Here is a 19,530-nt window from a genome sequence, read left to right on the forward strand (position 1 = left end):
GCGGATCAGGCCTCGGGGTCGACCGCGCGGGCGAGGATCTCGCGGCCCTCGTCGGTGCCGTCGAGCTGGCGGTTCCAGCGGTGGGTCACCTTCCAGCCGTCGTCGGTGCGGATGAACTCCCACCGGTTGGAGCCGGTGCGCCAGATCCGGTAGCCGTTCTGGTCGGGAGCGCTGAGCACGAGCTGCGAGTAGTTCGTCACGACGGCCCGGTCGCCGTCGACGACGATGTGCGGCAGGCCCATGAGGTGTGCGGCGCCGGCGTGGATCAGGGCCTGGTGCCGCTCGCCGTTCACCATGCCGCGCAGCGCGTCACGGCCGTTGAGCACGACCGGGTAGGTGTCGTACACGCCCTCCTCGGTCCACATCTGGGCGGTGATCTCGGCCGACCCGCTGTCCACCGCGGGGCCGTAACCGGCGACGATCCGCCACAGGGCGAGCTGGTCCTCGGCGGCGGCGAGGCGCCGCTCGGTCTGCTCGAGGCGCGCCTCGAGCAGACCGAGCCGGTCGGGCTGCGGGTCGGTCATGGTCGGATTCCTTTCCGATCGGGCTTCACACGGGTCGATCCGGCTCGGGGCCGGTCAGGGCGTGGACGGACTCGTCTCGAAGCGGTCCGGGGCGAGCTCGCGCAGCGCGGCCATCTGCTCGAGGTGGTGGGCCGCCGAGGTGGCCACAAGGCTCGCGTTGACCGCGGTCGCGCCGACGGCATCGGCGGTGCGCAGGTGCTCGCGGGAGCCGTCCGGGTCCCCGATCGGGTCCAGCGGCGGGATCTGCAGCACCAGGTCGAAGCCGTCGGGGCGCTCCACGGAGGTCCACAGGCGGGTCAGCTCCTGCGGCTTGAGGCCGAACGGCGCCCACCCGGTGCCGAACGCCGCGGCGCGCAGCAGCGAGCGGCGGGTGCGCCCGCCGAACCACAGCGGCACCGTGGTGCGCGGCGCGTGTGGTTCGACGACGAAGTCGGTGAACGTGAACCGGGGCCCCTCGTGGTGCGGCACGGCCCGGCCCCATGCGGCGCGAAAGGCCGCGATCGCCTCGTCCGCGACCGCGCCCCGCTCGGCGAACTCGGCGCCGAGCAGGGCGAACTCCTCCTCGAGGCTGCCCACCCCGACCCCGAGGATGACGCGCCCGCCGCTGAGCAGGTCGAGGGTGCCGTAGGTCTTGGCGAGGGCCAGCGGGTGGTGGTAGCCGATGACGACGACGTTCGTCGCGAGCCGGACGCGGCGCGTTGCCGAGGCTAGGAACGACAGGGTGGCCACGGGGTCGAAGTACGTCGCGCCCCGCTCGACTGCGATCGGGGTCGGCACGGCGACGTGCTCGCTGCACGTCAGGTGGTGGTAGCCCAGGTCGTCGGCGGCACGGGCGACGGCCAGCAGCGCATCGCCGACGCCGGGGCCGGCCAGGAGGTCCCGCTCCCAGGCGGCCGCGGTGCGCGGGTGCTGGACGACGACCGGGGTGAGCAGCCCGATGCGTGCGGTCATGACACGGTCTCCGATCCGGCGTCGCTGCGCGCCGCGCTGGTGGTCTCGTCGGCGGGGTCGCCGGTCGCGGTACTGGTCGGGATGAGCCGGAGGCGTTCGAGCAGGGCGCCGAAGTCCTCGTCGTCGTCCGGGTCGAGTGGCAGCCCGAGCCCGAGCCCGTCGGTGAGCCCGCCGTAGGCCCGCCCGAGCACGTCCGGCAGCTCGGCGTAGGTGCCGTGCGGGATGAGCATGGCCAGGGTCTCGTCGTCGAGGGTGCCGGCGAGGCCCGTCCAGCGTCCGGAGGCGGCCATGCCGGCGAGCCGTTCGCCGACACCGCCCAGGCCGAGGCGGTCCAGGGTCGTGCGGTATGCCGGTGTCGAGAAGAGGAACGCCAGCTCCTGGCGGGCGGAGTCGCGGCTCGCGGCGAGTGCGGCCTGCGTGCGGCCGGTGATCGACTTGGACACGACGACGACCCTCGGGATCCCGGCGCGTCCGGCCCGCTGGGCCCCGGCGCGCAGTCCGGGGAGTACGACCGTGCGCAGATGGCTGGGGTGCGAGTTCGTCGCGTGGGTGACGAAGCCGTCGGCGAGCTCGCCGGCCACCTCGCAGACGCGCCGGTTGACGCCGCCGGTGTAGAGCGCCGGGGCCGCGGTCGACAGCGGGCCGGGGTTGAAGTAGGGCTGGAGCCGGGTGAAGCGGTAGTGGCTGCCCTCGTGCCGCAGGGGCGCGCCCGTGGCGAAGGCGGCGAAGATCGCCCGGATCGAGGCGAGGTAGTCGCGCAGGTGTTGGGCCGGCCGGTCCCACGGCACCGAGAAGCGGTCGACGATGTTGCCGCGCACCTGGGTGGCCAGACCGAGCTGGAAGCGGCCCTCGGAGAACCGCGCGAGGTCCCACGCGGCGTAGGCGGTCACCATCGGGCTGCGGGGGAAGGCCAGCGTCATGCTGGTGCGCACGGTGATCCGGCTGGTGTGCTCGGCCGCGAGCAGGGCGACCGCCAATGAGTCGTGCGTCGTCTCGGGGACGTGCACGGTGTCGAAGCCGAGCCGTTCGATGCGCGCCACGACCGCGGGCACCTCGCGCAGCGCCGTCGTCGGTGGCAGCGTCGTGGCCAGCTCCATCCGGGCGGCGGGTACGTGTGGCGTCATGGGAGCCGGCCGGCCAGAGCGGCGTCGACGATCTCGTCGCCACTGACGATCCGGGCGAGCTTTTCCAGGCGCGGCGCGCGACGCAGATGCGCCCCGCCCTCGACCGGCAGGCACGCGCCGGTGATCCATGAGGACTCGGGACCGCACAGGAAGCGGACCGCGGCGGCGACGTCATCGGCGCGCCCGACCCGCGCGAGGGGCTTCTCGGCGACGGTCGCGGCGGCCAGCTCGGGGTCGGCGAGCAGCAGGCCCGGGTTCTTCCCGTCGGTGGCCACGATGCCGGGGCGCACCACGTTGACCCGCACCGCGAGGTGGCCGAGCTCGTCGGCGGCGACCCGCACGAGGGCCTCGAGCGCGGCCTTGCTCACCGAGTAGGACGGCATGAACGGGAAGGAGTGCCCGCCCGCGCTCGAGGAGGTGCACACGATGGCGCCCCCACCGCGCGCGGCCAGAGCCTGTCCGCCGTGCCTGATCGCGTGCAGCGCCGTTGTGACGTTGCGCCGGAAGTCATGCTCGAGGGTCTCGGCGTCGAGGGCGAGCACGGGACGGAAGGTGCCGCCGCCGACCGTCGTGACGACGGCGGCCAACGGCGTCTCGTCGGCGACGCGAACCGCGGCGGCCACGTCGTGCTCGAGCGTGGAGTCGCCGGCGCTGATCCGCACGGGCAGCGCCCCGGGAGCGGCTGCGGCGACCGTCGCGGCCGCCGCCTGTAGCGTCGCCTCGGTCCGCCCCATGATCGTCACGGCGGCGCCGTCAGCGGCCAGCGCGGCGGCGATGGCGCGGCCGAAGCCGCCGCCCCCGCCGATGACGAGCGCACCACGGCCGGCGAGCGGGCCGGGCGCGGCCGGGTCAGGAGTCGTGCTCACGCCTGCTCGCTCGAGGGACGCCGGAACTTCCGCGCCGACGGGTCGTCGATGAGCACGAAGGTGCCTGTGGCCGTGACGCACGTCAGGTCTCCGACGCGCAGCTCGCCGGAGCTGCGCACCTTGCGCCCGTCGCGCCCGTCGTGCCGGGCCAGGATCGTGATCGGCGTGCCGATGGGGATGGCCGCGTGGAACGAGACGTTGAGCCCGACCGTCACCGCGGCATATCCGGCCCTGGCATTGGCGATGCCGAGGGCGTGGTCCATGAGCATGGCCGAGGTGCCGCCGTGCACGTGCCGCGGGGGTCCCTGGAAGGCCAGTCGCAGGGTGACCTCGCCGCGCAGTGAGCCGTCTGGTTCGACCCAGAGGCTCACCGGCGGCGACAACGGGTTCTCGGTGCCGCCGGCGGGATCGAAACGGCCCGGGCCGGGCTGGCGCCACATCGTCGCGATCCGCTCGGAAAGGTCCGGGGCGCGGGCGTCGATCCGGCCGGTGAGCGCGTCGAGGTCGGCCAGGATCCGGTCGGCGTCGACGTCGATGGCGTCGCCCGCGCGGGTGATCGCGTCGACGAGCCGGCGGGTGGCTGAGGCGATCGCATCGATGCCGGAATCACGGGGCTGTGCCGTGGCAAGGATAGCTTCCACCGGGCGGACTCCTTTGTGGTCAACCAAGCGCTTGCTTGACCACACCATAGCGATCGGGTGGAGCGCTGACAACGGCCGCCCCCCGGCGTCGTCACCCCATTGATACCGGTGGTTTCCTGCAAATCGGCGTGGCCTCGACCTCTCCCTATGGGGTAACCTAACTAGCGCTTGGTTGGCTGGCGCGATAGCCTGGCGCCGCCGATCCCTCGGAGGGCACCGATACCCGTGAGCTCCCACCGTTGAGCTCCAGGCCCTCCAGCACGCCGCCCACGCCCTGTGTCACCGCGCAATTACCCGCCCTCACGGCCACCGCCGAACGACCCGGCGGCAGTCCCCGCCACGCGAGGACCCGCCGCGGCCGCGGAGCCGCTCCGGCTCGGACCGCACGTCCGGAAAGGAACAACGAACACCGTGTCTCGTCTTTCGCGCCGCCGAGGCCTCGCCGCCGGCGTCACCCTGCTCGCCGCCCTCGCCGTCGGAGCCTGTAACGGCAACCCGGCCGGCGGCACCGGTGCCGGCTCAGGTGAGATCGACCCCAACGCCGTCCTGCGGGTCACGGCCTCGTCGCCGTTCCAGAATCTTGACCCGGCCCAGCTGGCACCCGGCGGTTACCCGTACCTCACGCTGATCTACGACCGGCTCACCATGGTCAACTCCAAGGACGAGATCGTCCCCGGTCTGGCGACCTCGTGGACCTTCGCCAAGGACGGCTCCTACCTCGAGTTCGCCCTGCGCGACGGCGTCACCTTCCACGACGGCACGCCGTTCGACGCCGACGCCGTCAAGGTGAACATCGAGCGCGGCCAGACGCTGCCCACGAGCACCATCAAGCAGGACCTCGCCGACATCACCGGCGTCACCGTCGTCGACGCGCACACCGTGCGCCTGAACCTCAAGCCCGGCGCCGGCGCGGTCCTGCCCTCGGCCCTGGCCACCGCCGCCGGCATGATGGTCTCGCCCAAGGCGATCGCCGGCGGTGTCAACCTCAAGCTCGCCCCCGGCAACGCCGGCTCCGGCCCGTACGTCGCCACCGAGTTCGTGCCCAACGAGAAGTACGTGGTCAAGCGCGCCGAGGGCACCTACTGGGACTCGAACGCCGGGCGCCTCGCCGGCATGGAGATCACCCGCGTTCCGGAGGGTGCCACCAGGCTCAACGGCGTCATCAGCGGTCAGACCGACCTCAGCTTCGTCTCCTCGGCCAACGAGGTCGTCCAGGCCCGCCAGCTCGGGGAGTCCGGCCAGCTCAAGGTGACCACCCGCCCGTTCCGCAACGTCCTCGGCATCCTGCTGCGCGCCGGCAAGGGCGACCTCAAGGACAAGCGGGTCCGTGAGGCGATCGCGCGCTCGGTCGACCCCGCTGCCGTCGAGGCGCTCTTCAACGGCACTTGCACCCGCACCCGCAGCATCTACCCGAACAGCCCGTGGGAGAACCCGTCGGCGACGTACCCGTACGAGTTCGACCTGGACAAGGCCAAGGCGCTCATCGCCGAGGCGGGCGGGGCCAAGGTATCGATCAGCTTCTCGTCCGGCACCAACACGGAGCAGCCCGCCACGGCCATCCAGGCCGCCATGTCCAAGGCCGGCATCAACGCGACGCTCAACCCGACGCCGAACTCCGAGACCGAGGCCCGCTTCATCGCGGGCGACTTCGAACTCGAGGTATCCAACACCTTCAACCCGCGCCTCGACCCGGCGGGCACGGTGAACAACTACCTCACCGGCAACTACAAGCTCGCCACGGACCCCGCGGCCATCGCATCGACCGCGGCCACGGCCGCCGACCCGCGCCTGAGCGTCGAGGAGCGCGCCAAGCAGTACCACCAGCTGTGGGAGCAGCTGTTCAGCGAGGCGTGGTTCATTCCGATCTGCAACCTCACCAACGCCACCATCGCCTCCCCCAAGGTGGTCGGCGCCGAGCAGCTGCCGTGGACCAATCTCGGCCTGTTCGACCTGCGCACCGTCGCGAAGACAAAGGGCTGAGCGCCCGGACTTCACCCGTCCGCCGGCCGGTCGCCCACGGTGACCGGCCGGCGCGAAGAAAGGTAGGCAGAGCCAGTGACCCGCCCCGCCGCAGCCACCCCCCTCCTGGCTGCCCTGTCCCACGTGCTCGAGCAGCAGCCGGACCTCACCATCACCCTCGCCGGCGCCCCGTACACGGTGGCTGAGCTCGATGCCGCGTCGCGCCGCCTCGCCGGCTTCCTCGCCGACCGCGTCGCCCCCGGCGATCGCGTCGTCGTCCTCGCCCGCAACGGCCGCCTGGCCCTGCTCGCCTGGTGGGCGACGACGCTCCGCGGCGGATTCGTCGTCCCGCTCAACACGAGCAACCGCGGCCCCATTCTGGCCCACCAGGTGCTCGACTCCGATCCGGTTGCGATGATCCTCGAGGACGAGTTCGTGCCCGTCATGGACGAGGCCATCGTCGGTGCCGGGCTGCGGGTGCCGGTCCTCGTCGGAGCCCCCGAGGCCGGCCGGCCGTCCGCGCGCCCCGTGCCCGGCTGGGCCACCGAGGTCATCGACTTCGACGCCGCCGTCGCCGAGGGCCCGGCGGTGACGACGACTCCGGACCTCGACGCGTACGCCACCAGCCATCTCATCTACACGGCCGGCACGACGGGACCATCCAAGGCCTGCATGGTCAGCCACGGCTTCGTGGCGAACATGGCCCGCCAGATGCACGAGAACCTCGAGCGCCAGGCCGGTGACGTGCTGTGGTCGCCGATGCCGCTGTTCCACATGGCCGCCGTCGGGCACGTCGTGGGCTCGCTCCAGCTCGGCTCGGCCATGGACATCGCCCAGCGCTTCTCGGTCAGCGGATTCTGGGACGAGATCCTGCGCTCCCGCGCGACGATGGCCGCGCTCATGGGCTCGATGCTGCCGATGATCGCCGGCGCCGCCGAGTCCGAGGCCGCCCGCAGGGCCTTCGGCCAGCTGCGCGTCGTGTCCGGCTCGCCGGTCACGGCCGACCTCGCCGCTCGCTGGACCGAGCGGTTCGGCGTCCAGCGGGTCGGCTCGGGCGCGTACGGCATGACCGAGGCCAGCCTGATCACGCTCACCCCACCGGGGGGTTACCGCGCCGGGGCCGCCGGCAAGGTCAACGAGTCCTTCGAGGTGCGCATCGCCGACGAGCACGACAACCCGCTGCCCGTCGGCGAGGTCGGCGAGATCCTCGCCCGCCCCACCCGGCCGGCGATCATGTTCAACGGCTACTGGCGCCAGCCGGAGAAGACCCTCGAGGTCTTCCGCGGCCTGTGGTTCCACTGCGGCGACTACGGCCGTCTTGACGAGGACGGCTACCTCTACTTCGTCGACCGCGGCAAGGACTACCTGCGCCGCGGCGGGGAGAACATCTCCAGCTTCGAGATCGAGGGCATCGTGGCGGGCCACCCGGCCGTCGGCGAGGTCGCCGTCCACGCGGTCCCCTCGCCCCTGGCCGAGGACGACCTCAAGGTGACGGTCGTGCCCGCGCCCGGAGCACAGATCGACCCCGCGGAGCTCTTCGCGTGGCTGCACCCGCGGGTACCGCGGTATGCCGTCCCCTCCCACATCGAGGTCCGCTCCGAGCTGCCCAAGAACGCCGTCGGGCGGGTCCTCAAGCGGGTCCTGCGCGACGAGGGCGTGACGCCGCAGACGTGGAGCACGGACCCCCGCGCCGTGACCGGCACCCGGGTCCCGGCCGGCGCCGGGGAGCAGCCGTGACCGCCACCGCGAGCCCGGTCCCCGGCCCGCGGTCCGAGGGTCCATTGGCCGGCCTGCGGGTCCTCGAGCTCGGTGGGCAGGGGCCGGTGCCGTTCGCGGCGATGATGCTCGCCGACCTCGGCGCCCAGGTCGTGCGGGTGGACCCGCCGGGCGAGCCCGACCGGCGGGAGCGCGCGCAGGTCAACGCGATCGACCGCGGCCGCACGACCGTCACGTTCGACCTGAAGTCCGGGGCCGACCGGCCGCTCGTGTACCGGCTGCTCGCCGACGCGGACGTCCTGCTCGACCCGTTCCGTCCCGGGGTACTCGAACGTCTCGGCCTGGACCCGGCCGAGCTCACGGAGCGGTACCCGCGCCTCGTCGTGGCGCGGATGACCGGCTGGGGCCAGGACGGCCCCCTCGCCGCGGCCGCTGGGCACGACCTCAACTACATCGCCGTGTCCGGGGTGCTCGACACGATCGGAGGGCCCGAGTCCGGCCCCGTCGTGCCGCCGATGTACCTGGCCGACTTCGCCGGCGGTGGCATGGTGCTCGCCTTCGGCGTCCTGGCCGCCCTGCACGAGCGCGTCGCCTCCGGGCGCGGCCAGGTCGTGGACTCCTCGATGCTCGAGGGCAGCGGGCTGCTCACCGTCGTCATCCACTCGATGCTCGCGCGGGGCTCCTGGAACCTCACCCGTGGCACCAACTACCTCGACGGCGGGGCGCACTTCTACCGCGTGTACCGCACCGCCGACGACAAGTTCATGTCCGTCGCGGCCATCGAGGCGAAGTTCTACCGCACGTTCCTGCTCACCCTCGGCCTCGATCCGCAGGACGGGTCGGGGCAGTTCGACGAGTCGGGGTGGGCCGGCTGGGCCGAGCGGATCGCGGCGGTCTTCGCCGGGCGCACCCGGCAGGAGTGGTGCCGCCTCTACGAGGGCGTCGACGCGTGCGTGCACCCGGTGCTGGACATCGCCGAGTCGGCCGAGCACCCGCAGGTGCGCGCGCGGCGGGCCGTTGTCGAGATCGAGGGGGTCACCCAGCCGGCCCCGGTGCCGCGCTTCTCGCGCACGCCCGCCGGCCTCCCGCGGGCCCCGCGGCGCCGTGGTGAGGACACCGACCGGGTGCGCTCGGCGCTCGCCGCGGACAGCCCGTGGCAAGCCCTGTTGAGACCTTGACCTGCCTTCAGACCCCACCCTACGATCTCAACCAAGCGCTTGCTTGCCGAGCGCTGATCCGTATTCGACGACGACACGAAACGGAACATCAATGACGCCCCCGACCCCGGTAGTCCGAACCGTGGGACCTGCCGTCTTCGCCGACATCGTGCGGGCGCGCGCGGATGACGATCACCCGGGCCTGCTGTTCGAGGGCCGCACCATCACCTGGGGCCAGGTCGTGCAGGAAGCCGCCGACCGTGCCGCCGCCCTGGCCGACGTGCCCCGCCCCGAGGGCAAGCCGCTGCACCTGGGGGTCCTGCTGGAGAACACCCCCGACTACGTGTACTGGCTCTGCGCGGCCGCGCTGGCCGGCGCCACCGTCGTCGGGATCAATCCGACCCGGCGTGGCACCGAGCTGGCCCACGACGTGCGGCACACCGATTGCGACCTGCTCATCACCGAGGACCGCCTCGCCGGCCTCATCGATGGGCTGGACCTGGGCATCGCCGGCGAACAGGTGCACAACATCGACGCTGCGGAGTACGCCGGATGGCTGGCCCGGCACGCCGGCGCCCCGATGCCCACCCACGAGATCGACCCCGGCGCCAGCCTGCTGCTGATGTTCTCCTCGGGCTCGACCGGGGCCCCCAAGGCGGTCATCTGCTCGCACGGGCGCCTCGCCGCGATCTCCGAGGCGCTGCTGGTCCGCACCGAGCTGACCCGCGACTCGGTCAGCTACATGTCGATGCCGCTGTTCCACGGCAACGCCGTCATGCTCAACCTCGGGCCCGCCATGGTCTGCGGCGCGACGATCTGCATGGTCCGCAAGTTCTCCGCGTCCGGCTTCGTGCGCGACGTGCACGAGCACGGCGTCACCTACTTCAACTACGTCGGCCGGGCCCTCGCCTACGTCCTGGCTCAGCCGGTCGACCCGCGCGACGCGACGAGCACGCTGCGCCGGGCCGTCGGCACCGAGGCCTCGGCCGCTGACATCGCCCGCTTCACCGAGCGCTTCGGCGTCGTGGTCTCCGAGGGCTACGGCTCCAGCGAGGGCGTCATGCGGATCAACCGCACCCCCGAGACGCCCGACGATGCGCTCGGCGTGGCCGTCGCCGGCGCGGACGTGAGGGTCATGAACGAGGACACCGGCCTGGAGTGCCCACCGGCCTCGTTCGACGAGACCGGACGGCTCGTCAACGCGGAGGAGGCCATCGGGCAGCTCGTCGGAGTCGGCATGGCCGCCCGGTTCGAGGGCTACTACAAGAACCCCGAGGCCGCCGCCGAGCGGATCCGCGGCGAGGACTTCTGGTCCGGAGACCTGGCCTACCGCGACGCCGACGGCTACTTCTACTTCGCCGGCCGCTCCTCGGACTGGATCCGGGTCGACAGCGAGAACTTCGCCGCCGCATCCGTCGAGCGGATCATCGAACGCTGGGATCGGGTGGCGCTCGCCCCCGTCTTCGCGGTGCCCGACCCGCGCACCGGCGACCAGGTGATGTGCGCCCTCGAGCTGCGCGGCGACGCCGGCTTCGACCCCGAGGCGTTCACCGCCTTCCTCGACGAGCAGGCCGACCTCGGCACCAAGTGGCGGCCCCGCTTCGTGCGGATCGTCGCCGAGATCCCCACCACGGGCAACAGCAAGGTCGCCAAGCAGGTCCTGCGCCGTGCCGCCTGGGCCACGACCGACCCCGTCTACGTCCGCGACGGCGCGTCCACCGCGTACCGCCCCCTCACGGCGGCGGACGTCAGGGCCCTCGAGCAGCAGTTCGCCGACAACGGGCGCACCGCGCTGCTGCCGGCCACCTGACCCGGCCGGCCCGCCAACACGCCGAACCGGCGCCCCGCGCCCTGAGAGAGGACATCCATGTACCTGGAGTACACCCCGCAGCAGCGAGAGCTGAGCCGGGAGCTGCGCGCCTACTTCGCCCGACTGCTCACGCCCGAGGTCCGCGAGGCGCTCGGCGGTACCAACGAGGACCGGCCGGCGTACCGGGAGATCATCCGTCAGATCGGCAAGGACGGCCTGCTCGGGCTCGGCTGGCCCAAGGAGTTCGGCGGCCAGGGCCGCCCGACGGTCGACCAGTACATCCTCTTCGACGAGATCAACCGCGCCCAGGCGCCGTTCCCCTTCGTCACCATCAACAACATCGGCCCGATGCTCATGCGCTACGGCACCGAGGAGCAGAAGCGCACCTACCTGCCGGGCATGCTCACCGGCGACGTCATCTTCGCCATCGGCTACAGCGAGCCGGGCTCCGGCACCGACCTGGCCTCGCTGCGCACCAGGGCCGAGGCCACCCCCGAGGGGGGCTGGGTCATCAACGGCCAGAAGGTCTTCACCAGCGGCGCCAGCCAGGCCGACTTCGTCTGGCTGGCCGTGCGCACCGACCCCGACGCCCCGAAGCACAAGGGCATCACCATCCTCATCGTGCCGACATCGGACCCCGGCTTCAGCTGCACGCCGATCGCCACCAGCGGCATCACCCACACCAACGCCTCCTACTACGAGGACGTGCGCGTGGGCCCCGAGGCCCTCGTCGGCGAGGTCAACGGCGGCTGGCGCCTCATCACCGGCCAGCTCGGTCACGAGCGAGTGGGCCTGGCCGCCATGGGCGGACGCACCGAGCAGCTGTGGACCGACGTCACCGCGTGGGCTGCCGAGCCCGATGCCGACGGGATCCGCGTCCTCGACAGGCCATGGGTGCGCACGGAGCTGGCCCGTGACTTCGCCGAGCTGACCGCGATGCGCCTGCTCAACTGGAAGATCGCCGTCGTCGGGGAGGGCCAGAACCCGGCCCCCGCCGCCGCTTCGGTCGCCAAGGTCTACGGCACGGAGACCCACGACCGGGTCTGCCGCAGCCTCGTTTCCGTCGTCGGGCCCCGCGCGACCCGGCGCCCCGGCGCACCGGACGCCGTCCTCGGCGGACAGCTGGAGGCCTACACCCGCGGCTCCTACATCAACACCTTCGGCGGCGGCACCAACGAGGTGCTGCGCGACATGATCGCGGTCGCCGGCCTCGGCATGCCGAGGAAGGGGCGCTCCGCATGAGCGCCGCGACGCAGACCTCGGCCCGCGACACCGCCGACGAGGAGGCCTTCCTCGCCCGCCTGCGCGAGTTCCGCGGCCTCGAGGCCACCCCCACCCGCTACGCGCAGGACGCCGTCAATCAGGCGATGATCCGCCACTTCGTCGAGGCGATGGGCGACGAGAACCCCATCTACGTCGACGAGCAGGCCGCCCGCGACACCGGCCGTGAAGGTGTCGTCGCCCCGCCGCCGATGCTGTCGACCTGGCTCATGGTCGGCTACAAGGCCCACACGGCCGCCGCCGCGGGCGCCGCGCCGGACACCCCCATGGCGCGGCTGCTCGCGATCCTCGCCGAGGCCGGCTTCGTCGGGGTCGTCGCGACCAATGACGAGCACGAGTACGTGCGCGAGCTGCGCCTGGGCGACAGGATCAAGATGACGACGGTCATCGAGGACGTCTCCCCGCGCAAGACCACGGGCCTGGGCACCGGTCACTTCATCACGACGCTGCGCACCTACACCGACCAGAACGACGAGGTCGTGGCTCGGCAGCGCTTCCGCATCCTGCGCTTCGACCCGACCGGCGCGAAGCCCGCGGCGGCGGCCGCCGCCGACCCGGCGCTGCGGCACAAGCCGTTCATCCTGCGCGACAACGCCTTCTGGTTCGAGGCCGCCGCACAGCGTCGCCTCGTCATCCAGGCCTGCACGGACTGCGGCACACTGCGCCACCCGCCCGGCCCGATCTGCCCGTCCTGCCATTCGTACGCGTGGCACGAGGTCGAGGCGAGCGGCCGGGGCACGGTGCACAGCTACGTGGTCAGCCACCACCCGAAGGCCCCCGGGTACGACTACCCGCTCACCGTGGTGCTCGTCGACCTCGAGGAGGGCACCCGCCTCGTCGCCGACTTCGCCGGGGACGCCGGCGAAGTCGAGATCGGCCTGCCCGTGCGGGTCGATTGGCTCGACTACGACGAGCACCTCACGCTGCCGCGTTTCCGGGCCGCGACCTCCGCGTCGGAGCTCACCGAAGAGGAGAGGAACTGATGGACTTCCAGCTCACCGAGGAGCAGGTCACGGTCAACGACCTGGCGCGCGACATCTTCTCGCGCAACGGTGACCCGCAGCGCCTCTTCGACATCGAGGCCGGTCCGGAGCGCTTCGACCGCGTCCTGCACCGCGACCTGGCCGAGTCCGGCGCCCTCGGGCTGCTCGTGCCCGAGGAGCACGGCGGTGCCGGGCTGAGCCTGTGGCAGGTCGCTGGGCTCTTCTTCGAGCAGGGCCGGACGCTGGGCACCGTCCCGCTGTGGGAGACCCTTGTCGGCGGCGTCCTGCCGCTGGTGCGTTACGGCGACGCCAAGCAGCAGTCCGAGTGGCTGCCCCGCGTCGCCTCCGGGGATGCGGTCCTCACCGTGGCCGTCGACGATCTGGCCGACGCCCGGCCGTACGGCGCCCGCGTCCGCGCGCGCTCCGGCGTCCAGTCCGCCGGTGATGGGGTCGCCCTGAGCGGCACCGCCGTCGGTGTCCGCTCGGCGCACCTCGCCGACGCGATCATCGTCCCGGCCACCGACGACCAGGGCACGGTCGGGCTCTATCTCGTGCCGACCGCCGGCGCCGGGGTGCGCCTCGACACCTTCGAGCGCACCGACCGCGGGCTCGCCTCCGACGTGCACCTCGACGACGCCGCGGCGCAACCGCTCGCCGACGGCCCCGAGGAGGACCGGGTCGACTGGCTGCTGCGCCAGGTCTGGATCGCCGTGGCCGCCCTGCAGAGCGGCATCAGCCAGGCCGCCGTGCGCCAGGCCGCCGACTACACCTCCGGCCGCGAGCAGTTCGGCGTGCCGATCGCGACCTTCCAAGCCGTCGCCCACCAGATCGCCAACTGTCACATCGACACCGAGGCGATGGAGGTCACCTACCTCAACGCGCTGTGGCGCGAGACGAGCGAGCGGCCCTCCCGCGCGGCCGTGCACGTCGCGAAGTACTGGGCCGGCGAGGCGGGCGACCGCGTCGCGCGCACCGTACAGCACGTGCACGGCGGCATGGGCGCCGACGTCACCTACCCGATCCACCGCTACATGCTCTGGACCACCCAGCTGGCCAACACCGCCGGCTCCGCGGCCTGGCACCTGCAGCAGCTCGCGGACCTCGTCGACGCGGGGGAGCAGCTGTGAGCGGCAGGCAGATCACGATCGAGCAGGTGCGCCTCGGCGACACGCTACCGGAGCTTGCGATCCCGCTGACCCGGACCCTCATCGTCGCCGGCGCCCTCGCGACCCGCGACTACGAGGACGTGCACCACGACCCGGCCCAGGCCGAGCGTCGCGGCACCCCCGACACCTACATGAGCATCAACAACACCAACGGGCTCGTCGGCCGCTACGTCACCGACTGGGCCGGCCCGGCCGCCCGCATGGTGCGCCTGAGCACCCGCCTCGGGGTTCCGAACTTCCCGGGCGACACGATGCGGCTGACCGGCGAGGTCGTCGGCCTCGAGCAGGACACCGTGCGCGTCGCGGTCCGAGGCATGAACAGCAAGGGCGCGCACGCCATCTCCGAGGTGACCGTGCGACTGCCCCGCGGAACGGAGCAGTGACGTGACGGACAACTTCCTGTCGGGCCGCACCGCGATCGCCGGCATCGGCGCGACGGAGTTCTCCAAGGACTCCGGCCGTAGCGAGCTGCGGCTGGCCGTCGAGGCCGTCTCGGCCGCCCTGGCCGACGCGGGCCTGAGCCCCGCCGACGTCGACGGCATGACGACCTTCACCATGGAGACCAACCCGGAGAACATGGTCGCCCGCAGCCTGGGCATCCCCGAGCTGAAGTTCTTCTCCCGGATCCCCTACGGCGGTGGCGGCGCCTGTGCCCCCGTCCAGCAGGCCGCCATGGCCGTCGCGAGCGGCATCGCCGACGTCGTCGTGGCCTACCGCGCCTTCAACGAGCGCTCCGGTGTCCGCTTCGGGCAGGGGCCGCCTCCGGCGAAGACCCAGGCCACCTCGGACAACGAGTACCGCTCCTGGGTCAACCCGTACGGCCTGCTCACCCCGGCCCAGCACACGGCGATGTTCGCCCGCCGCTACATGCACAAGTACGGCGCGACCAGCGAGGACTACGGCCGGGTCGCCGTGCTCGCCCGCAAGCACGCGGCGAACAACCCCAACGCGTGGTTCTACGGCAAGCCGCTGACCCTCGAGGAGCATCAGGCCTCCCGCTGGATCGCCGAGCCGCTGCACCTGTACGACTGCTGCCAGGAGACCGACGGTGGCCAGGCGATGGTCATCGTCAGCGCCGAGCGCGCCAAGGACCTGCCCTCCACCCCCGCCTACATCGCCGGGGCGGCCCAGGGCATGGGACCGGACCAGTACCAGATGGTCAGCTACTACCGCGAGGACCTGACCCGCATCCCCGAGGTCGAGCTCTGCGCCAGGCAGCTGTGGGCCCAGTCGGGCCTCGGACCCGCCGACATGAGTGCGGCGATCCTCTACGACCACTTCACCCCGTACGTGCTCAACCAGCTCGAGGAGTACGGCTTCTGCGGCCGCGGCGAGGCCAAGGACTTCATCGCCGACGGCAACCTCGAGGTCACCGGCTCCCTGCCCACCAATACACACGGTGGCCAGATCGGTGAGGCCTACCTGCACGGCACGAACGGCGTCGCGGAGGGCGTCCGGCTCGTGCGGGGGACCTCGACCAATCAGCCCGGCGGTGTCCGCAACGTCCTGGTGACGGCGGGCGTCGGAGTTCCAACCAGCGCACTGATTCTGTCCGCGGAGGGGTGAAACACCGGGCGCCCGAGCGCCCGGTGGTCACCACCTCACGGATCCGCCCGGCAACCGCCGAGCATGCAGCACCCACCTCTCGATCGATCCGCCTCGTGTTTGGACGGGTGATATGGGTTTCATCAGCAAGACCTGGGAGCGCGTCATCGCGCTGACGGCCATCGGCGCGCTCGCCGTGGTGGCCGGCTGCACCAGCACCAGCCCGACGGACACCGGCAGCGGTTCCGGAGGCGAGATCGACACGTCGGCCGTGCTCAAGTTCGCGTCGGCGGGTCCGCTGCGCGACCTCGATCCGGCCCTCCAGACGAGCTACGGCGCCTGGGGCTATCTGTTCCTCGTATGGGACCGGCTGACCATGCTCGACAAGGACGACAAGATCGTCCCGGGCCTGGCCAAGGAGTGGAACTTCGTCGACAACGGCAGCGTCCTCGAGCTCAAGCTGCGTGACGACGTGAAGTTCCACGACGGCACGCCGTTCGACGCCGAGGCCGTCAAGGCCAACATCGAGCGGGGCAAGACGCTGCAGGGCTCGACCCTCAAGAGCGACCTCGCCGACATCGAGTCGGTCGAGGTCGTCGACGCCAAGACCGTGCGCCTCAAGCTGGTCAAGGGCAAAGGTGTGCAGCTGCCCGCGTCCTTCACCGGCACCGCCGGCATGATGGTCAGCCCGAAGGCCATCAAGGACGGCGTCGACATCAAGAACAACCCCGGCACCGCCGGCTCCGGCCCGTACATCGCCACCCAGCTCGTGCCCCAGGAGAAGCTCGTCCTCAAGCGGGCCGACAGCTACTGGGACCCGAGCGTGGGGCGCCTCGGGGGCATCGAGCTGCAGCGAGTGCCCGACGCCGCGGCCCGCCTGAACGGCCTGCAGAGCGGCCAGGTCGACCTGGCCCCGCTCAGCTCCGCCAGTGAGATCGCCCAGGCCGGGCAGATCGTCGGCAAGGGCAGCGGTCTGCAGAAGCACGACGTGAAGTTCAAGAACCTCGTCGGCGTCTACATGCGCGCCACCAAGGGCGACGTCGCCAAGCTCCCGATCCGCCAGGCGATCGCCCAGGCGATCGACCCGGCCGCGATCGGCGCGCTCTTCAGCGGCTACTGCACGCCGACGCGCCAGCTCGTCCCCGAGACGGACCCGAGCCGTGTTCCGGGCTACACCTACCCGTACGAGTTCAGCGTCGACAAGGCCAAGGCCCTGGTGCAGCAGGCCGGCGGCGCCAAGGTGACCGTCACCTTCGCCGCGGGCACGAATGCGGAGCAGCCGGCCAACGTCGTGCAGGCGTCGCTGCGGGCCGTCGGCATCGACGCGACGCTCAACCCCGTGCCCAACACCGAGAACGAGCCCCGGTTCATCGCCGGCGACTTCGAGTTGATGGTGGCCACGTCGTGGAGCCCGAAGGCCGACCCGGCGGCGACGGTGAACACCTATCTGCTGAACACGTACAAGCTCGCCGCGGACCCCTCGCTCATCGCGGCCAAGGCGGCCGAGGCGGCCAACCCCATGCTGTCGATGGACAAGCGCGCCCCGCTGTACCAGGACATCTGGAAGACGACGCTCGAGCAGGCCTGGTTCGTGCCGCTGTGCAACCAGACCGTCGCGAACGTGGCGAAGACGAACGTCGTCGGCATCGACAACATCCCGATGTCGAACATCGGCATCTGGGACCTGCGCTACATCGCCGTCAAGAAGTAGCCGTCGCTGCTGACCACCCGGCGGTGCCGCCGCCGGGTGGTCAGGGCCACCCGCCGGGGCCGGGGCCGGTGGCGACATCGGCACGGCCTCGCCGGCACCGGGCCGCGCGAGGCTCACTCCCAGGCACCACGTACCGCGCTCAGAGCCGAGGTAAGAGATGCTCCGATACGCCGGCAGGCGACTGCTCGCAGCAATACCCCTGCTGTTCCTCGTCCCGCTGCTCGTCTTCGCTCTGATCGATCTCGCCCCGGGGGACCCGGCCGTCATCCTCGCCGGTGACGAACCGACCCCCGAACGTGTCCAGGCGATCCGTGAGGAGCTTGATCTCAACGATCCGGTCGTCCTTCGCTACGTCAAGTGGATCGGCAACGTCCTTCACGGCAACCTCGGCACGTCCTTCGTCTCGGACCAGAGCGTGACCGACCTGCTGACGCGGCGGATGGCGACGACGATGTCGCTGGTGCTCGTCGCGATGATCTTCGCCATCGCGCTCGGGACCGTGCTGGCGCTCGTGGCCACGCTGCGCTCCGGCGGCATCGTCGACCGGGTCGTCAACTGGTTCGCCTCGATCTCGATCGCGATCCCGGGCTTCTGGTTCGGCCTCGTGCTCGTCTCGGTCTTCTCGGTCGGGCTGCAGATGTTCCCGGCCTTCGGTTTCCAGCCGCTGTCCGCCGGTATCGGGACCTGGTTGTCGTACCTCGTCCTGCCGGGCATCGCCCTCGGTCTGCTCCCGGCCGCCGAGGTGACCCTGCAGCTGCGCTCGGCGCTCGGGCAGGTCATGAAGACCGACTACATCCTCAACGCGGAGGCCAAGGGCATGTCGCGCTCGAGCGTCGTGTTCAAGCACTCCCTGAAGAACGCGTGCATCCCCGTCATCACCGTCCTCGGCTTTCGCGTCGCGGAGGTCCTCGCCGGGTCGGTGACCATCGAGATGATCTACAACATGCCGGGCCTCGGGCGCACCGCCGTCGAGGCCGTGCAGGGGCGTGACGTGCCGGTGCTGCTCGGCTTCGTCCTGTTCAGCACGACGATCGTCGTGCTCGTCAACCTCATCGTCGACATTTCCTACGGCTACTTCAACCCGAAGGTGCGGTCATGAGCGCGAACCGGACCCCCATGTCCCCGGCGCCGGGGACCGAGCCGCACGGAGCCGGCGCGCCCGCGGACGACCTCGCCGGGGCCCTCGTCACCGAGGTGCCCACGGCGGCCGTCGGCCCGGGTGACCCGGAGCCGGTCGCCGCCCCCGGCATCCTCCGGAGCATCGTGCGCCGCCCCACGACGATCGTGGCCGGCGCCTTCCTGCTCGTGCTGACCCTCGTCGCGATCTTCGCTCCGGTCCTGGCACCGCACGACCCCGACCTGCAGAATCTGCTGCAGCGGCTCAAACCGCCGAGCGCCGGGCACTGGCTGGGGACCGACGACTACGGCCGGGACGTGCTGAGCCGGCTCATCTTCGGGGCGCGGGTCTCGCTGTGGGCGGCGCTGCAGGCGGCGGCCGTCGCGCTCGTGCTCGGCCTGCCCCTCGGCACGATCGCGGGCTACCGTGGCGGCTGGATCGACACGATCCTCACCCGCGTCATGGACGCGATCATGAGCGCCCCGTCGCTCGTGCTGGCCATCACCATCGTCGCCGTCCTCGGCGCCGGCGTCACCAACGCGATGCTCGCCATCGGCCTGGTCATGGCCCCGCGCTTCTTCCGGGTGGCCCGCGCCGGCACGATGGACGTGCGGCACGAGACCTACATCGAGGCCTCGATCGCCTTGGGCTGCAGCACCCTGCGCACGATGGTGCGGCACGTGCTGCCCAACGTGCTGCCGCCGATCATCCTCGTCATCTCGGTGTCGCTGGGCACCGCCGTTGCGGCCGAGGCGAGCTTGAGCTTCCTCGGGCTGGGCGTCAAGGCCCCCGCGGCCAGCTGGGGCTCGATGCTCTCGACGGCCTCCTCGAACATGCGCCTCGCGCCGTATCTCGTGTGGCCGCCCGGCGTGATGATCTTCCTCACCGTCCTCGCCTTCACCTACGTCGGTGACGGTGTCCGCCGCGCCCTCGTGCGCACCCGCTCGGGCAACTGACCGGTCCGGCAACAACCAGGAGC

General features: G+C 71.7%; 17 protein-coding genes. 12 read left to right on the forward strand and 5 right to left on the reverse strand.

Features of this window, described 5'->3' with window-relative positions; all coding sequences use genetic code 11:
- Positions 1–5 precede the first annotated feature (5 nt).
- Genes ACQP1P_RS14965 through ACQP1P_RS14985 form a run of 5 tightly spaced genes read right to left on the reverse strand, consistent with a single transcriptional unit; the run spans position 6 to position 4,106 of the window.
- The gene (locus ACQP1P_RS14965) at positions 6–524 is read right to left on the reverse strand and encodes a nuclear transport factor 2 family protein (RefSeq protein ID WP_433087087.1); all 519 of its coding nucleotides are present in this window, start codon (positions 522–524) and stop codon (positions 6–8) included.
- A 54-nt stretch (positions 525–578) separates the two neighbouring features.
- The gene (locus ACQP1P_RS14970) at positions 579–1,475 is read right to left on the reverse strand and encodes a TIGR03619 family F420-dependent LLM class oxidoreductase (protein ID WP_433087089.1); all 897 of its coding nucleotides are present in this window, start codon (positions 1,473–1,475) and stop codon (positions 579–581) included.
- The gene (locus tag ACQP1P_RS14975) at positions 1,472–2,599 is read right to left on the reverse strand and encodes a TIGR03617 family F420-dependent LLM class oxidoreductase (RefSeq protein ID WP_433087091.1); all 1,128 of its coding nucleotides are present in this window, start codon (positions 2,597–2,599) and stop codon (positions 1,472–1,474) included. The genes ACQP1P_RS14970 and ACQP1P_RS14975 overlap by 4 nt, the downstream gene beginning before the upstream one ends.
- The gene (locus ACQP1P_RS14980) at positions 2,596–3,465 is read right to left on the reverse strand and encodes an SDR family NAD(P)-dependent oxidoreductase (protein WP_433087093.1); all 870 of its coding nucleotides are present in this window, start codon (positions 3,463–3,465) and stop codon (positions 2,596–2,598) included. Before ACQP1P_RS14980 ends, ACQP1P_RS14975 begins: the two co-directional genes overlap by 4 nt.
- On the reverse strand, positions 3,462–4,106 hold the full coding sequence (locus ACQP1P_RS14985) for a PaaI family thioesterase (RefSeq protein ID WP_433087095.1): 645 nt from the start codon (positions 4,104–4,106) through the stop codon (positions 3,462–3,464). Before ACQP1P_RS14985 ends, ACQP1P_RS14980 begins: the two co-directional genes overlap by 4 nt.
- A gap of 411 nt (positions 4,107–4,517) precedes the next feature.
- Between ACQP1P_RS14985 and ACQP1P_RS14990 the strand changes: the two genes are divergently transcribed.
- The 12 genes from ACQP1P_RS14990 (at position 4,518) to ACQP1P_RS15045 (ending at position 19,507) form a co-directional block, all read left to right on the forward strand.
- Positions 4,518–6,086 (forward strand): ABC transporter substrate-binding protein, encoded by a 1,569-nt coding sequence (locus ACQP1P_RS14990; protein ID WP_433087097.1) that lies wholly within the window; start codon positions 4,518–4,520, stop codon positions 6,084–6,086.
- Between the two features lie 123 nt (positions 6,087–6,209).
- Complete coding sequence (locus ACQP1P_RS14995) at positions 6,210–7,802, forward strand: AMP-binding protein (protein ID WP_433087099.1); 1,593 nt, start codon at positions 6,210–6,212, stop codon at positions 7,800–7,802.
- Positions 7,799–8,959 (forward strand): CaiB/BaiF CoA transferase family protein, encoded by a 1,161-nt coding sequence (locus ACQP1P_RS15000; RefSeq protein ID WP_433087101.1) that lies wholly within the window; start codon positions 7,799–7,801, stop codon positions 8,957–8,959. Before ACQP1P_RS14995 ends, ACQP1P_RS15000 begins: the two co-directional genes overlap by 4 nt.
- 121 nt (positions 8,960–9,080) lie before the next feature.
- A complete protein-coding gene (locus ACQP1P_RS15005; RefSeq protein ID WP_433087102.1) occupies positions 9,081–10,748 on the forward strand; it encodes an AMP-binding protein in 1,668 nt (555 codons plus the stop codon).
- Positions 10,749–10,805: 57 nt separating this feature from the next.
- Positions 10,806–11,990 (forward strand): acyl-CoA dehydrogenase family protein, encoded by a 1,185-nt coding sequence (locus ACQP1P_RS15010; protein WP_433087104.1) that lies wholly within the window; start codon positions 10,806–10,808, stop codon positions 11,988–11,990.
- A complete protein-coding gene (locus ACQP1P_RS15015; protein WP_433087106.1) occupies positions 11,987–13,012 on the forward strand; it encodes a bifunctional MaoC family dehydratase N-terminal/OB-fold nucleic acid binding domain-containing protein in 1,026 nt (341 codons plus the stop codon). Before ACQP1P_RS15010 ends, ACQP1P_RS15015 begins: the two co-directional genes overlap by 4 nt.
- Positions 13,012–14,139, forward strand: coding sequence for an acyl-CoA dehydrogenase family protein (locus ACQP1P_RS15020; RefSeq protein WP_433087108.1), 1,128 nt, complete (start codon positions 13,012–13,014; stop codon positions 14,137–14,139). The genes ACQP1P_RS15015 and ACQP1P_RS15020 overlap by 1 nt, the downstream gene beginning before the upstream one ends.
- Positions 14,136–14,561 carry a MaoC/PaaZ C-terminal domain-containing protein gene (locus ACQP1P_RS15025; protein ID WP_433087110.1) on the forward strand — a complete coding sequence of 142 codons (426 nt, stop codon included), beginning with the start codon at positions 14,136–14,138 and terminating at the stop codon, positions 14,559–14,561. Before ACQP1P_RS15020 ends, ACQP1P_RS15025 begins: the two co-directional genes overlap by 4 nt.
- Position 14,562: 1 nt before the next feature.
- A complete protein-coding gene (locus ACQP1P_RS15030) occupies positions 14,563–15,744 on the forward strand; it encodes a lipid-transfer protein (RefSeq protein ID WP_433087112.1) in 1,182 nt (393 codons plus the stop codon).
- 112 nt (positions 15,745–15,856) lie between these two features.
- On the forward strand, positions 15,857–17,434 hold the full coding sequence (locus tag ACQP1P_RS15035) for an ABC transporter substrate-binding protein (RefSeq protein ID WP_433087114.1): 1,578 nt from the start codon (positions 15,857–15,859) through the stop codon (positions 17,432–17,434).
- A gap of 157 nt (positions 17,435–17,591) precedes the next feature.
- Positions 17,592–18,533, forward strand: coding sequence for an ABC transporter permease (locus ACQP1P_RS15040; protein ID WP_433087116.1), 942 nt, complete (start codon positions 17,592–17,594; stop codon positions 18,531–18,533).
- Complete coding sequence (locus ACQP1P_RS15045) at positions 18,530–19,507, forward strand: ABC transporter permease (RefSeq protein WP_433087118.1); 978 nt, start codon at positions 18,530–18,532, stop codon at positions 19,505–19,507. Before ACQP1P_RS15040 ends, ACQP1P_RS15045 begins: the two co-directional genes overlap by 4 nt.
- Positions 19,508–19,530: the final 23 nt, after the last annotated feature.

The sequence above is a fragment of the Dactylosporangium sp. CA-052675 genome, assembly GCF_050947935.1.
Lineage (GTDB): Bacteria > Actinomycetota > Actinomycetes > Mycobacteriales > Micromonosporaceae > Dactylosporangium.